The following is a 14,485-nucleotide window of genomic DNA, read 5'->3' on the forward strand; positions in this document are numbered from 1 at the left end:
CCGTCTTACCGTCGCTCACCCGTAACGCTGACCTTCCAAAGTCCGGGTCCGTTGACCCTGTTTCCGCTGGCCTGCAGGATATCGGACCGAGGACCTCCCGCCCCCGGCCGGCTGCTGACCGGCAGCGCGACCCGACCGGCGCACCGGCCGGTCGGCGCCGTGCGGCGAGCGGCGCGTGGCCGCCTGTCTGGCGCCCGTTTGTTTGGCTCTGGCCTGCTTGCCCGCCTGCTTGCCGGCCGGCTTCGCACCGGCCTTGCCGTTGGGCTTGCCCGCGCTGCCCGAGGGCGACTTCCGGCGGTCGTGCAGCCGGTTGCGGGCGGCTTCCAACCGGGTCGGGACGTACGGCTCGGGCAGTGGCAGCCGCAGGAGCCGGGTCATCCGGTCGTCGCGCCCGGCGCGCAGCGCCGCCACCGCCTCCGGCTCGTGCCGGGCCGCGTTGGTGATCAGCCCCATCATCAGAAGTGTTGTGGCTTGCGCAGATCCACCGGCAGAGATCAGCGGCAACTGCAGCCCGGTGACCGGCAGCAGACCCACCACATAGCCGACGTTGATGAACATCTGACCGACGATCCACAGCGTGGTGGTCGCAGTGAGCAGGCGCAGGAACGGATCTGCCGAACGCCGGGCGATGCGCATTCCCGTGTAAGCGAACAGCCCGAACAGCGCCAGCAGCCCCAGGGCGCCGACGAACCCCAGCTCCTCGCCGATGATGGCGAAGATGAAGTCGTTGTGCGCGTTGGGCAGATAGTTCCACTTGGCGGTGCCCTGGCCGAGCCCGTCACCGAAGATGCCGCCGTTGGCCAGGGCGAACCGGGCCTGCCGGGACTGATAACCGATCCCCTGACCATCGGCCGCCGGGTCCAGCCAGGACTGCACCCGATCCGACCGGTAGCCCGCGGAGACCGCCAGCACCGCGGCCGCCAACACCGCCGCCAGCAGGGAGGACAGGAACACCCGCAGCGGCAGGCCCGCGTACCAGAGCAGGCCGAGCAGGATGATGCTCAGCGAGACGGTCTGGCCGAGGTCGGGCTGGGCGACGATCAACGCCAGCGCGATCACCGCGGCGGGCACCAGCGGGATCAACATCTCGCGCAGCGAGGCCCGCTCCAAGCGCCGGGCCGCCAGCAGGTGCGCACCCCAGATGGCGAAGGCGATCTTGGCCAGCTCCGAGGGCTGCATCGAGAACCCGGCGACGACAAACCAGCCGCGGGAACCGTTGGCCACCTTGCCGATTCCGGGGATGAGCACCAGGACCAGCAGCACGATGGTGAAGGCGAACCCAGGGAACGCCAGCCGGCGCAGGGTGCGCACCGATATCCGCAGGGCCAGGTAGAACGCGATCAGTCCGACAACCGTCCACATCACCTGGCGGCCGAACACCGCCCAGGGTGACCCGTCGAAGTCGTAGGAGTACACCCCCGACGCCGAGAGGACCATGATCAGTCCCAGCGTGGTGAGCAACGCGGTGACCGCGATGATCAGGTGGAACGATGTCATCGGCCGGCCCAGCCAGGCGCCGAACCGGGTGCGCGGAGCGGTGGCCGTCGACGTGGAACTCGCCTCGGCCGATCCGCCCTCGGCAGCGGAGGTATCGCCGGTTGCGTCATCGCCACGGCGGCGCAACCGGGCCAGGATGCTGGCCACCTCGACTACCCGATTGCGGCGCGGACGGCGCCGGCGAACGCATCGCCGCGCTGGCCGTAGCCGCTGAACTGATCGAAGGACGCGCCTGCCGGGGCCAGCAACACGGTGTCGCCCGAGGCGGCCAGGCCGCGGGCGACATCGACGACCGCCGTCATGACCGCGTCGGAGACCGGACGGTCTGCGACTTCGATCACACGAGTCACATGATCATCAATAGACTCATTTGCCTCAAGCACCCCAGAATCCTCCCCCGTCACAACCTCGACGACCGGGACATCCGGGGCGTGTCGCGATAACGCATCGGCAACCATTTGCCGATCCCGCCCGATCAGCACGACCGCAACCAGCCGATTCGCCACCTGGCGCACCAACTCATCGACGGAAGCACCCTTCAGCAAGCCCCCGGCGATCCAGACCACCCGGTCGAACGCGGCGATCGAGGCCTGCGCGGCGTGCGGATTGGTGGCCTTGGAATCGTCGACGTAGCGCACCCCGTCGGCCTCCCCGACCAACTCGGCGCGGTGCCTGCCGACCTGGAACGACGCCAGCGCGGCGGCAATTGATTCCGGGGCCACCCCGACGGCACGGGCCAGCGCCGCGGCCGCCAGCGCGTCGAGCACGCCGACCGGCCCGGCCACGCTGATCGACGCGGCATCAGCCAACTCGACATCGACACCGAAAGCGCGGTCGACGAGCTTGCCGGCGCGGACGCCGAGCTCGCCGTCGGCGGGCTCGCCCAGGCGGAATCCGACCCGAACCGCGGCCGTCGCGGTGGGCAGCAGTCCGGCCGCCACCGGATCATCGAGACCCACCACAGCCACCCGGCCGGTAAGCGCCCTGGCCTTGTCGGCGGCATAGGCGGCCATCGAACCGTGCCAGTCCAGGTGGTCCTCGGCCACGTTCAGCACCACACCGGCATCCGGGCGCAGCGAGGGCGCCCAGTGCAACTGGAAACTCGACAACTCGACGGCCAGCAACTCCGCGGGCTGATCCAGCACCGCCAGAACGGGATCACCGATGTTGCCGCACAACAGGCTTCGTCGTCCATCGGCCAGCAGCATCTCGTGCAGCATCGAGGTGGTGGTGGTCTTGCCGTTGGTGCCGGTGACCACCAACCAACGCCGGGGCGGACCGTAGCGGCCTGCGGCGTCCAACCGCCAGGCCAGCTCGACGTCGCCCCAGATCGGGACACCGGCCTCGGCCGCGGCGGCCAGGACAGCAGCGGTAGGCGGGAAACCCGGGCTGGTCACCACGAGTGCGTAGTCGGCGATACCGGCGATGGCCCCGGCCGGATCAGTGACCGCGGTGCCCTGCTCGGCGTACACCTGCAGGGCCTCGGGACGGTCATCGCACAACGTCGCAGCGACCCCCAGCGGTGCCAGCGCGGTCAATACGGCGCGTCCGGTAACCCCCGCACCGGCGACCAACACCGGAGCCCCAGGGGTCAGCAGCGACAACAACCCCTCTTCCTCCTCGCGTGCGGGAAGCCCCTGGTCGTCACCGTCCATCGGGCCGGCCATGTCAGGCCCCGACTGCGGTGAGCCACTCGCTGTAGAACAGGGCCACACCCAGACCGCAGGCGATCGCCGTCAGCAGCCAGAACCGGATGATGACCGTGGTCTCGGCCCAACCCACCAACTCGAAATGGTGATGGAACGGCGCCATCCGGAACACCCGGCGGCCCGTGGTGCGGAACGTCAGGATCTGCACCACCACCGAGGTCACCTCGGCCACGAACAGCGCGCCCAGCACCACCGCGAGGATCTCGGTGCGGCTCGTCACCGACAGCCCGGCGATGATGCCACCAAGAGCCAGCGAGCCTGTGTCGCCCATGAAGATCTTGGCCGGCGCGGCATTCCACCACAGGAAGCCGATACACGCGCCCGCCGTCGCGGCCGCGATGATCGCCAGGTCCAGCGGATCGCGCACGTTGTAGCAGCCCAGGCCCGGCGCCGTCGCGCAGGCGTTGCGGTACTGCCAGAACGTGATCAACACGTAGGCCGCCGTGACCATCGCCATCGCGCCCGCCGCCAGTCCGTCCAGACCGTCGGTGAAGTTCACCGCGTTGGACCAGGCACTGACGATCACCACGCAGAACAGCACGAACACCCACGACGCCAATGTCACCGTGGCGATCTCACGGACATACGACAGTTCCGGGCTGCCCGGGGTGAGCCCGTTCCCGTTGCGGAACTGCAGCACCAGCACGCCGAACAACACCGCCGCGGTCAGCTGCCCGACGGTTTTGGCGGTCTTGTTCAGACCCAGATTGCGCGAGCGCCGGAGCTTGATCAGGTCGTCGACAAAACCGACCAGGCCGAGCATCGTGGCCAGCCCCAGCACCAGCAGCCCCGATGCCGACGGGCCGTCGCCGCCCAGCGCCACCCCGACCAGATGGGTGCCCAGGTATCCCGCCCAGATGCCGGCCACGATGGCCACGCCACCCATCGACGGCGTCCCGCGCTTCTTGGCGTGACTGGCGGGACCGTCCTCGCGGATCTCATGGCCGAGCCCACGCTTGGTGAACAGCCGGATCAACGCGGGAGTCAGCAGGATCGAGACCGTCAGAGCGATGCCGACGGCAATCAGAATGAGCTTCATAGGGCGGCATCCCCGTCTGCGTCCGGACCGGCCGCGGCAACCAGCGAGTCTGCGAGGGCACCCAATCCCACCGAGTTGGATGCCTTCACCAGCACCACGTCCCCCGGCTGCAGTTCAGCCTGCAACAGGGCCAGCGCGGCATCGGCGTCGTCGACCATCGTGGACTCAGATCCCCACGAACCCTCCATCACCGCGCCATGGTGCATGGCGTTCATAGTCCTCCCGGTTCCGACGACGATTAACCGAGACACATCTAAGCGCACCGCGAACCGTCCGATGGCGTCGTGCTCGGTTATGGCGTCGTCGCCGAGTTCAGCCATCTCGCCCAACACTGCCCAGCTGCGGCGCTTCCCACCCGCCTCACCGGCGAGTTCACCTGCTGCATCTCCGGCAGGCCGGCGCGCCATCCACGCCAGTGCCTTCAAACCGGCGCGCATCGAATCCGGGTTGGCGTTGTAGGCATCGTTGATCACCGTCACACCGTCGGCACGGGTGGCGACCTGCATCCGGTGCCGCGAGACCGGGCCGGCGCCGCCCAGCGCCGTGGCCACCTGATCCAGGCCGGCGCCGCACTGCAGCGCGACCGCCGCCGCGCACAGCGCATTGCCGACCTGGTGATCGCCGTGCACCGCCAGTGCCACTTCGGTCTGTTCGCCGCCGGCGTGCAGGGTGAACCGCGGACGCGCCAGAGCATCGAGGGCGACCGGGCCGGCCCACACGTCGACCTCGGAGCCGGGCTCACGCGACACCCGCACCACGCGGGCCGCGGTCTTACCGGCCATCGCCGCGACGGCGGTGTCGTCGACGTTGAGGATCACCACGCCAGAGGCCGGAACAGCTTGCGGCAACTCGGCTTTGGTGTTCGCAATGGCCTCACGCGAGCCGAACTCGCCGAGGTGGGCGGTGCCCACGTTGAGCACCACCGCGATCTGCGGCGGAGCGATCGCGGCCAGGGCGGCGATATTGCCCGGGTGCCGGGCCGACATCTCCAGGATCAGGTAATCGGTCTCGGGCGTGGCGCGCAGCACCGTCCACGGATGCCCCAGCTCGTTGTTGAACGAGCCCGGCGGCGCAATGACCTGCCCGAGCGGCTCCAGCACCGCGGCCAGTAGATCCTTGGTCGAGGTCTTGCCGGAGGATCCGGTCACCCCGATGATCGTCAGGCCGCCGGCGACGAGCTCGGCGGCCACCGCCGCCGCGAGCTTGGCCAGCGCGGCCAGCACCGCGGCACCGGAACCGTCGGTATCGAATTCCAAAGCGCCCGAAGAAACATCGACGCCCCCGGCGGAGCCGCTGGGCTTCTTCACGATGATGGCAGGCACCCCGACCGGGCGTGCGGCCAGCACCGCAGCGGCCCCGGACGCCACCGCCGAGGCGGCGAAGTCATGGCCGTCGGAGCGTGCGCCGGGCAACGCCAGGAACAATCCGCCCGGGCCGATCGCGCGGGAGTCGAATTCGACGGTGCCGGTGATGCGGGTCGCAGCGGCCTCTTCGGCAGTGATGTCGGCCAACTCGCCGCCGACGATCTCGGCGATCCTGGCGATGGTCATCTCGATCACGTGCCCGACTCCCCTGACTTGAGTGCCTCCAACGCCGCCGCCAACTCGTCTCGGTCATCGAACGGCCGGGTGTGGCCGCCACCGGTCTGCCCGCTCTCGTGGCCCTTTCCGGCGATCAGCACGATGTCGCCGGGACCGGCCCAGGCCACCGCACGCTCGATCGCCGCGCGCCGGTCACCGACCTCCACGATCTCGGCACCGGCGGTTGCTTCGGCCGCGCCGGCCACGATCGCCGCCCGAATCAGTGCGGGGTCCTCGTCCCGGGGATTGTCGTCGGTGACGACGACGAGATCCGCGAGTTCGGCCGCGACCCGCCCCATCGGCGCGCGCTTGCCGGTATCCCGGTTGCCCCCGGCCCCGAACACCACCGCGATGCGCTGCGGGCCCGATCCCCGGAGGGTCTCCAGCACTGCCTGCAGTGCGCCGGGTTTGTGCGCGTAGTCGACCAGAGCCAGGAAGGGCTGCCCACGGTCGATCGGCTGCAGCCGGCCCGGCACGGTCGCCGTACTCAGTCCCGGAGCCGCATGTTCGGGCGACACCCCGGCCCCGTCCAGCAGTGCGACCGCCAGGGCCGCGTTGGCGATGTTGTATCCGCCGGTCAGCCCGATCCGAAGCTCGTGGGACACCCCGGCGGGGTCGACGAGGGTGAACTCCTGAGATCCGACGCCGACCGCCGTGATGTCCCGGGCCTGCCAGTCAGCCGCGGCGCCCGTGGCGCTGACGGTTGTCACCTTCTCGGCCCGGCGGGCCATCGCCGCGCCCGCGTCGTCGTCGACACAGACCACCGCCGCCGCGGCGTGGTTGCGCGAACCGGCATCGAACAGCCGGGCCTTGGCCTCGAAGTAGTCCTGCATCGTCGGATGGAAATCCAGGTGATCGCGCGAGAGGTTCGTGAACCCGCCGAGCGCAAATACGATCCCGTCGACGCGGCCCAGCGTCAGCGCGTGGCTCGACACTTCCATCACCACGGTGTCGACGCCGCTTTCGACCATCACGGCCAACAGCGCCTGCAGATCCGGCGCCTCCGGGGTGGTCAGCGCGCTCGGCAGATCGCGTCCGGCGATGCGCACCCCCACCGTGCCGATCAGTCCGGCCACCCGGCCCGCGGCCCGCAGCCCGGCCTCGACCAGATAGGTCGTGGTGGTCTTTCCCGAGGTTCCGGTGACCCCGATGACCGTCAACCGCTCGGAAGGACGCCCGTACACCTCCGCCGCCACCTCACCGAGCACCGAACGAGGGTCAGGGTGAATCATGACCGGGACGTCGAGCCCACCAAGTTCAGCGGCGCCGGCAGCGTCGGTGAGCACCGCCACCGCGCCGGCGGTGACCGCGTCGGCCGCATAGCGTGCGCCGTGCACCGCCGCACCTGGCAGCGCGGCGAAAAGATCCCCCGGCTGGGCGTCCTGACCCCGCAGGGTCACTCCTGTAACCCGAAGTTCCGGTAGGGGATTTCCGGTAGCGGCTACCGCTTGAACCTGTTCGGCGAGCGGCACGAGGTATTGGCCGGCGGGACGGCTGGGACGCAGCTTCATGGCCATGCCACAGTACCCATCTGCGGTCCGCCGACCGCACCACCCACGACTATCCCGGTCAGGTCGCCTGCAGGGTCAACCGCGGCCCCGGATCAGCCGACAACGGAACGTTGTGACGTTGCAGCAGCCACGAGGCGATGTTGTGGAACAGCGGCGCCGCCGAGGATCCCGGCGAGCCGTCCGCCGCGCGGTGCGGCGCGTCCATCATGATGCCGACGACGTAGCGCGGATCGTCCGCAGGCGCCATGCCGGCGAAGGTGATCCAGTAGACGTCGTCGTAGTAGCAGCCGCACGCCGGATTGATCTGCTGTGCGGTACCCGTCTTGCCGGCGATCTGGTAACCCTCGACCGCGGCCTGCGGGCCGGTGCCCTGCTGATAGCCCATCGGGTCGCGCTGCACGATGGCGCGGAACATGTTCCGCACCGTTCGGGCCGTCTCAGGTGTCACCACCCGGACCCCTTCCGGGCGCGCCTCATCGGTGCGGGTGCCATCCGGCGCGATGGTGGACTTGATGATCCGCGGCGGTATCCGCACCCCGTCATTGGCGATGGCTTGATACATCCCGGTCATCTGCAGCAGCGTCATCGAAAGACCCTGCCCGATCGGCAGGTTGGAGAATGAGCTGCCCGACCACTGGTCGATGGGCGGTACCAGGCCCGAGCTCTCACCGGGCAGACCGACACCGGTGCGCTGACCGAGCCCGAACCGGCGGACCATGTCGTAGAACCGATCGGGGCCGACCCGCTGAGCCAGCATCAGGGTGCCGACGTTCGACGACTTCCCGAACACCCCGGTCATCGTGTACGGCATCACGCCGTGGTTCCACGCGTCGCGGACCGTGACGCCGCCCATGTCGATCGAGCCGGGCACCTGCAGGACCTCGTCCGGATTGGCCAGCCCGTACTCGATCGCCGCGGAGGCGGTGATGATCTTGTTCACCGAACCGGGTTCGAACGGCGAGGACACCGGCAGGTTGCCCATCTGCCGGCTCTCCTGCCGACCCAGATCCTGGCTCGGGTCGAACGTGTTGTCGTTCGATATCGCCAGCACCTCACCGGATTTCGCATCCAGCACCACCGCGGAGACATTCTTCGCCCCGGAGGCGTCCTTGGCCTGCTGCACCTGCTGCTGGACGTAGTACTGGATGTCGTCGTCGAGTGTCAGCTGCACCGTGGATCCGTTGACCGCGTCGTGCCGATTGCGGTAGCTGCCCGGGATCACCACGCCGTCCGAACCGCGGTCGTAGGTGACCGAACCGTCGGAGCCGGCCAACACCGCGTCGAGCGAATCCTCCAACCCGAGCAGACCGTGGCCATCCCAGTCGATCCCACCGACGATGTTGGCAGCCAGCGAACCGCCCGGGTACTGCCGAAGATCCTGACGCTCGGCACCGACCTCGGGAAACTTGTCCATGATCGCGCCGGCGATCGAGGGATCGACCGCGCGGGCCAGATAGACGAAGGTTTCGTTGCTCCTGAGTTTCTTGAGCACGGTCTTGAAATCGGGCCGGTTGTCCAGCCGGGTGGCGATCTCCTTGGCGATCTCGGTGAGCCGGTGATCCGGATCGGGTGCCTCACTCGATTTGGCCTTGGCCTCGGCGAGTTGCTTGCGAACCCGGACCGGCTGGAAGGTCAGCGCCTTGGCCTCGATGGTGAATGCCAGCTTGTCATCGTTGCGATCGACGATGCTCCCCCGCATGGCCGGGTTCACATCGGTGACCTTGAGCTGGCTGGCCGCCTCGGCGCGCAGACCCGCCGCCCTGGGCACCTGAAGGCTGAACAACTGCGCGGCCGCGATCACCAACACCGCAAGCATGACCAGGTTGCCGGTACGGTGCCGGAACACGAAAGACGAACTGCGCAAACCTGTTTCGGGTGCGGCAACCCGGGTGCGGCGAACCCCGGCCTCATGCCCCGGCCCGGGCGAGGCCTTCTTGGCCCGCTGCGGCTTCGGCGACTGGCCCTGGCGGCCCGGGCGGCGGTTCATGCGGCGGGCGCCGGGGCGCTGACGGCGACGGCCGGGGCATGCACCGCCGGCGCCGCCGGCGGGCTGAACTGTTCCAGCGGGACCGCGGGTCCCGGTGCGGCCGGTGCCGGCGCGGCCGGTCCGGGCAGGATCGGTACACCGGCGGCGGGCAGATGCGTCGGATCGGTCACCACCTGCGGTGCGAGCTGCGCCGGGTCAGCGGGAACAGGCCCCGGCGCGGGGGCTGCCAGCGGAGCCGGCGCAGGAGCCGCGAGCACGTCCGGTGCGGGACCGGCCGACGGGCCCACCGGGACGGGCCCGGGCACCGGCGGCACGGCACCCGGCACCCCGTGGGGCGCGTCGGCCTGAGGAACCGGAATACCCGGTAGCGCAGGGGAACCCGCACGGGGCGTCCGTACTGTCAGCTCGCGTGGATCGAGCACCCGCGGCGCCGGAGGTGCAGGCGGGGCCGGCGGGGCCTCCTCCGGCAGCGGCGTGTTCAGCGGAGGCGGCGGCACGCCTTCGGCAGGCTTGGGGGTCCCGACGACGGTCCAGTTACCGGCCGCATCCTGCACCAGATGTGCGGTGTCGCGCGACGGGATCATCCCCAGGTTGCGGGCAGACTCAGCCAGCGCCGGAGCGGCCTGCGCCTCGAGCACATCGCGTTCCAGCGCCTCTTTCTGTTGCAGCAGGCCCTGATTCACCAGGCGAGCGTGGCCCAGCTGGTAAGACCGCTCGGCCGAACCGGTGGACAGCCACAGGGTGACCGCCAGTCCGACGCCCAGCGCCGCGATCACCAGAACGACGAACGGGACCCGGGAGATCAGCACCCGCGGATTGAGCTCGATCGAGGCCAGCCGGACCAGAAGACGTTCCCGCAGCCGGACCCGCAGTGGCGGGCGGACAACCTTGGGAGCCTTGGCCTTACGCGCCTTCGCCCGGGCCTTCGCCTGGCTGGTGCTCTTGGGCCGGGCCGGCCGGGTGCCCGGACGCTGAATCGGTCCGGCACTCGGTGCGGTCCGCGCGGGGCGCTGCTCGGCGCCCGGCCGACGCTTGCGCGGCGGAGCCTGCTCGGCGCGCCGCCCGCCACCTCGCGCGGGTTGACGCACCGGACGCCTGCGATCTGCCTCACGCAGCTGTTCGGGTCGCTTCACCTTCATGAGTTGCCCCCTTCCCCCACCTTTTCCAGTGCCCGCAGCCGCACCGGAGCGCTACGCGGATTGCGATCGATCTCTGCCTGGCGGGCCTTCTCGGCGCCGCGGGTCAGCGTGACGAATTCGGGTTCGTGGCCGGGCAACTCGATGGGCAGGCCGGGCGGTGTCCGCGATGCGGTGGCCGCGGTGAACGCCTGCTTGACGATCCGGTCTTCGAGCGACTGATAGGACATCACCACGATCCGTCCACCGTCGACCAAAGCTGCGAGGGCGGCGGGCAGCGCCGCACGCAGCGAATCCAGTTCGCTGTTGACCGCCACCCGCAGTGCCTGGAATGTTCGCTTGCCCGGATGCCCACCGGTGCGCCGCGCCGGCGCCGGGATCGCCTCGTAGAGCAGCTCCACCAGCTCTCCGGTGGTGGAAAACGGGTGCTGCGCACGCCGTTTGACGACCTTGTCGGCGATTCGGCTGGCGAAGCGCTCCTCGCCGAAATCGCGCAGGATCCGGGCGATCGACTTGGCGTCGTAGGTGTTGAGGATGTCCGCGGCGGTCAGCGGCGCATCGGGATCCATCCGCATGTCCAGCGGTGCGTCCGCGGAGTAGGAGAAGCCGCGATCGGTCTGATCCAGCTGCATCGACGACACCCCGAGGTCGAACAGCGCACCGTCGATCTGGCGGAAGCCGGATTCGGCGATGGCCCCGGCAATTCCGTCATAGCGGGTCCGCACCAACCGCATCCGGTCGCCGAACGGAGCCAGACGGGCACCGGCGATGCCGAGCGCATTGGGGTCCCGGTCCAGGCCGATGACCTGCAGGCCGGGAAAGTCGGTCAGAAAGCGTTCGGAGTGGCCGCCGGCACCGAGGGTGGCATCCACCAGAACCGCACCGGTTCCGTCGTCATGACGGCGGGTCAGTGCGGGGGCCAGCAGCTCGACGCAGCGGTCGAGCAGCACCGGGATATGACCGTGGTCCTGGGAGTCTGAGTGATCTGGGGAATCTGGCACCGCTGAAACACCTCCGCTCGGAATGGCCCCTGCACCGGGGTCTCTGTCCGAATTAACGGACCTGGCGTTGGGGAAGTACGCCAGGGCCAATTCGGGCAGAGGCCTCGTTGCACGGGCTAGGTCCAGGCCAGCCGCCGGTTGATGGGCCGCATCAGAGGATGTCGCGTAGAGCTTCATCGGTGGCCGCGGAGAAGTTCTCTTCGTGGGACTGCTGGTAGGACTCCCATGCTTCGGCGTCCCAGATCTCCAGGTAGTCGACCGACCCGATCACCACGCACTCCTTGGACAGGCTCGCGTAGCGACGGTGATCCGCCGACAGGGTGATCCGGCCCTGCGCGTCGGGATGCTGCTCATCGGTGGCGGCCGCCAAGTTACGCAGGAACGCCCGAGCGTCGGGGTTCCTTCGCGATGCGTCAGCAGCGCGCCGGGCCACCTTTTCGAACTCGTCGCGCGGATACACGGCAAGGCTGTGATCTTGGCCCTTGGTGACCATCAACCCTCCTGCCAGTGCGTCGCGGAACTTGGCGGGCAGCGTGAGCCGCCCCTTGTCGTCGAGCTTGGGCGTGTAGGTACCCAGAAACATCTGGACACCTCCCGCCACCCGGTTCGGATCCCGGGTCGCTTCGCCTTCTGCCCTCCGAACGGGGCTCCGATTTCCCCGTTGGCCGCCACTTTACCCCACGATCCCCCACTTTGCTCCATTTACTCCGTCCAGTTTGGGTTTTCTCCCCACCCGCGCCCCCCAGAACGGCTCGCAGCGCGCACGAAAACGCCGGTTCCGGGCAGCGGAAAACGGAAAAACGCAGGTAGAACCCCGCAGCGAGAAGGTGGGGCGTTGTGGGGCAAAAATCCCTGAGAATCTGATGCCTTCCCCCACACCGCCCCACGCAGCTGCGCGAAGGAACTACTCGGCGTGTCGCTGGGCACCCCGACGCCGGGCCTGGGAAAGCGCAAAAAAAGGGGCAGCCCGTTACGGGCTACCCCTTGACACCGTCGACCGGCTCAGTCGTCGAACCGGCGACGGAACCGATCTTCCATGCGAGTGGTGAACGAGCCGCCGCGCTGACGACGCTGACGCGGCGCGTTGCCGGAACCCTGGGCCGCACGGTCGCGAGCACCGGTGACACGCGGGCCTGTGACGGCGAACACCACGCCGGCGAACATCGCCACGAAGCCGAACACCGACAGAACCGGGAAACCACCGAGCCACAGCGACTTCACCGCGACACCGACAACCAACAACGCCAAACCGAGTACGAACAAAAACGCGCCCTGCAGCCTGCGCCGAGCCGATGGCGCGCGCAAGGTCCCACCACGAACGCTCGAGGCGAACTTGGGATCCTCGGCATAGAGCGCGCTCTCGATCTGATCGAGCATGCGCTGCTCATGATCGGAGAGTGGCATTCGTCCCTCCTTGCCGACGCCGCCGTCGCTTTTCAAAATTTCACATGCCCGCAATCACGGGCACCTAACCCTAATGATACGAGGTCGATCCGAGCCGTACCACCTTGTTCGCCCTCGATTGTAGGTCGTTCCGAGATCACCCCGGTCGAGGGGACCGACCGCCTCACAGCCGGATAATGCTGAAGATAATGAGCTCGGCAGACACCGGGCGGGCGAAAGGCGAGGGCATTGGCGACGTATCTCATCGATCTGTCGCCGGACGACATGAAGCGCCGGCTCCCCGAGGCGCTGCGCGTGTACGTCGACGCGATGCGCTACCCACGCGGAACCGAGGAACAGCGCGCCGCGCTCTGGCTCGAACACACCCGCCGCGCAGGCTGGAAATGCGTGGCCGCCGTCGAGGTCGCCGACCCGGCGGCCGCGCCCGACAGCGCCGACGTGAACGACGCTCCGCTGCAGGGAATCGCCTACGGCTACAGCGGGGCGCCCGATCAATGGTGGCAACAGCAGGTCATCTCCGGCCTCCAGCGGGTGGGCGCCAGCCCCGGACACATCGCCGACCTGATGGCCAGCTACTTCGAACTCACCGAGCTGCACATCGCGCCCGGCGCACAGGGTCAGGGCCTCGGCGAGGCCCTGACCAGGCGACTGTTGGCCGGACGCGCCGAATCTCACGTGCTGTTGTCGACCCCTGAGATCAACGGCGAGGCCAATCGCGCGTGGCGGTTGTACCGGCGACTCGGCTTCACCGACGTGATCCGCGGATACCACTTCGCCGGTGATCCCCGGCCATTCGCCATCCTCGGTCGCCCACTGCCGCTGTGACATCTGGCACGATGACCAGCGTGCACGTCCGACCACCGAGCCGCCTTCCCAGACGTAGCCGACGGACCCGCGTCCTCACCCTGGTGATGTTGCTGCTGATCCTGCCCATGGCGGTGGGCTGTGTCCGGGTCCGCACCTCGATCACGGTGTCCCCCGACGACCGGGTGTCCGGCCAGATCATCGCCGCGGCAAAACCCCGGGACGCCGACGACAAGGGCCCCCAGCTGCTGAACAACCTCCCGTTCGCCACGAAGGTCGCGGTCTCGGAATACAGCCGCGACGATTTCGTCGGCTCCCAGGCGGTGTTCTCCGACCTCACCTTCGCCGAGCTGCCCCAGCTGGCCGGCATGAGCCGCGATGCCGCCGGAGTCGACATCTCCCTGCGCCGCGCCGGTGACCTGGTGATCCTGGAGGGCCGGGTCGACCTCACCTCACTGTCCGATCCACAAGCCGATGTCCTGTTGACCGTGTCGTTCCCCGGCGAAGTGACCTCGACCAACGGCGATCAGGTGAGCTCCTCGATCGTGGAATGGAAACTGCGGCCGGGCGTCGTCAGCACGATGAACGCCCAGGCGCGCTACACCGACCCGAGTGCCCGGTCGTTCACCACCGCGACCATCTGGCTCGTCATCGGCGCGTTCCTGGTGGCCGGAGTGATCGGTGCCCTGGCCTGGATGAGCCGCGACACCTCGCCCAAGCCGGGTGACCCCGTCGCCGGCAGCGACTGAGCGGACCGTCCCGGCCGAGCTCACAGCTACGCCGCACTCGCTTGGTACAAAACGCGTGGCACGCTCTA

Annotated in this window: 12 protein-coding genes; 2 read left to right on the top strand and 10 right to left on the bottom strand. The window is 68.9% G+C overall.

The annotated features are described in order from the left end of the window. Positions 1-15: 15 nt before the first annotated feature. The 10 genes from ftsW to EYZ64_RS19150 all read right to left on the bottom strand — a co-directional run bounded on the left by ftsW (position 16) and on the right by EYZ64_RS19150 (position 12,864). A complete protein-coding gene (gene ftsW, locus EYZ64_RS19105; RefSeq protein WP_450070793.1) occupies positions 16-1,635 on the bottom strand; it encodes a putative lipid II flippase FtsW in 1,620 nt (539 codons plus the stop codon). 14 nt (positions 1,636-1,649) lie between these two features. Further along, a complete protein-coding gene (murD, locus tag EYZ64_RS19110; protein ID WP_135460119.1) occupies positions 1,650-3,152 on the bottom strand; it encodes a UDP-N-acetylmuramoyl-L-alanine--D-glutamate ligase in 1,503 nt (500 codons plus the stop codon). A gap of 13 nt (positions 3,153-3,165) precedes the next feature. Then, on the bottom strand, positions 3,166-4,245 hold the full coding sequence (gene mraY / locus EYZ64_RS19115) for a phospho-N-acetylmuramoyl-pentapeptide-transferase (RefSeq protein WP_135455708.1): 1,080 nt from the start codon (positions 4,243-4,245) through the stop codon (positions 3,166-3,168). Beyond that, positions 4,242-5,804 (bottom strand): UDP-N-acetylmuramoyl-tripeptide--D-alanyl-D-alanine ligase, encoded by a 1,563-nt coding sequence (locus tag EYZ64_RS19120; protein WP_135455710.1) that lies wholly within the window; start codon positions 5,802-5,804, stop codon positions 4,242-4,244. Before EYZ64_RS19120 ends, mraY begins: the two co-directional genes overlap by 4 nt. Continuing rightward, the gene (locus tag EYZ64_RS19125) at positions 5,801-7,342 is read right to left on the bottom strand and encodes a UDP-N-acetylmuramoyl-L-alanyl-D-glutamate--2,6-diaminopimelate ligase (protein ID WP_135455712.1); all 1,542 of its coding nucleotides are present in this window, start codon (positions 7,340-7,342) and stop codon (positions 5,801-5,803) included. Before EYZ64_RS19125 ends, EYZ64_RS19120 begins: the two co-directional genes overlap by 4 nt. A gap of 52 nt (positions 7,343-7,394) precedes the next feature. Then, a complete protein-coding gene (locus EYZ64_RS19130) occupies positions 7,395-9,323 on the bottom strand; it encodes a peptidoglycan D,D-transpeptidase FtsI family protein (protein WP_167857879.1) in 1,929 nt (642 codons plus the stop codon). Next, on the bottom strand, positions 9,320-10,462 hold the full coding sequence (gene ftsL, locus EYZ64_RS19135) for a cell division protein FtsL (RefSeq protein ID WP_135455714.1): 1,143 nt from the start codon (positions 10,460-10,462) through the stop codon (positions 9,320-9,322). Before ftsL ends, EYZ64_RS19130 begins: the two co-directional genes overlap by 4 nt. Further along, on the bottom strand, positions 10,459-11,637 hold the full coding sequence (rsmH, locus tag EYZ64_RS19140; protein ID WP_286175060.1) for a 16S rRNA (cytosine(1402)-N(4))-methyltransferase RsmH: 1,179 nt from the start codon (positions 11,635-11,637) through the stop codon (positions 10,459-10,461). Before rsmH ends, ftsL begins: the two co-directional genes overlap by 4 nt. Continuing rightward, positions 11,612-12,043 carry a division/cell wall cluster transcriptional repressor MraZ gene (mraZ, locus tag EYZ64_RS19145; RefSeq protein WP_135455719.1) on the bottom strand — a complete coding sequence of 144 codons (432 nt, stop codon included), beginning with the start codon at positions 12,041-12,043 and terminating at the stop codon, positions 11,612-11,614. The genes rsmH and mraZ overlap by 26 nt, the downstream gene beginning before the upstream one ends. Positions 12,044-12,462: 419 nt before the next feature. Next, positions 12,463-12,864, bottom strand: coding sequence for an SCO2097 family morphological protein (locus tag EYZ64_RS19150; protein WP_135455721.1), 402 nt, complete (start codon positions 12,862-12,864; stop codon positions 12,463-12,465). A gap of 228 nt (positions 12,865-13,092) precedes the next feature. Between EYZ64_RS19150 and EYZ64_RS19155 the strand changes: the two genes are divergently transcribed. Continuing rightward, positions 13,093-13,689, top strand: a complete 597-nt coding sequence (locus EYZ64_RS19155; RefSeq protein WP_167857880.1) for a GNAT family N-acetyltransferase — start codon at positions 13,093-13,095, stop codon at positions 13,687-13,689. A gap of 11 nt (positions 13,690-13,700) precedes the next feature. Further along, positions 13,701-14,417, top strand: coding sequence for an LppM family (lipo)protein (locus EYZ64_RS19160; protein WP_135455723.1), 717 nt, complete (start codon positions 13,701-13,703; stop codon positions 14,415-14,417). The last annotated feature ends 68 nt before the right edge of the window (positions 14,418-14,485 follow it).

Origin of the sequence: Mycobacterium sp. DL99 (genome assembly GCF_004762045.1) — a bacterium.
Taxonomy (GTDB): Bacteria; Actinomycetota; Actinomycetes; order Mycobacteriales; family Mycobacteriaceae; genus Mycobacterium.

Bases quoted from the DNA above. Each gene is read 5' to 3' on its own strand.
- murD (WP_135460119.1), bottom strand. From the start codon at position 3,152: ATGGACGGTGACGACCAGGGGCTTCCCGCACGCGAGGAGGAAGAGGGG.
- mraY (WP_135455708.1), bottom strand. From the start codon at position 4,245: ATGAAGCTCATTCTGATTGCCGTCGGCATCGCTCTGACGGTCTCGATC.
- EYZ64_RS19125 (WP_135455712.1), bottom strand. From the start codon at position 7,342: ATGGCCATGAAGCTGCGTCCCAGCCGTCCCGCCGGCCAATACCTCGTG.
- EYZ64_RS19130 (WP_167857879.1), bottom strand. From the start codon at position 9,323: ATGAACCGCCGCCCGGGCCGCCAGGGCCAGTCGCCGAAGCCGCAGCGG.
- ftsL (WP_135455714.1), bottom strand. From the start codon at position 10,462: ATGAAGGTGAAGCGACCCGAACAGCTGCGTGAGGCAGATCGCAGGCGT.
- rsmH (WP_286175060.1), bottom strand. From the start codon at position 11,637: ATGAAGCTCTACGCGACATCCTCTGATGCGGCCCATCAACCGGCGGCT.
- mraZ (WP_135455719.1), bottom strand. From the start codon at position 12,043: ATGTTTCTGGGTACCTACACGCCCAAGCTCGACGACAAGGGGCGGCTC.
- EYZ64_RS19150 (WP_135455721.1), bottom strand. From the start codon at position 12,864: ATGCCACTCTCCGATCATGAGCAGCGCATGCTCGATCAGATCGAGAGC.
- EYZ64_RS19160 (WP_135455723.1), top strand. From the start codon at position 13,701: ATGACCAGCGTGCACGTCCGACCACCGAGCCGCCTTCCCAGACGTAGC.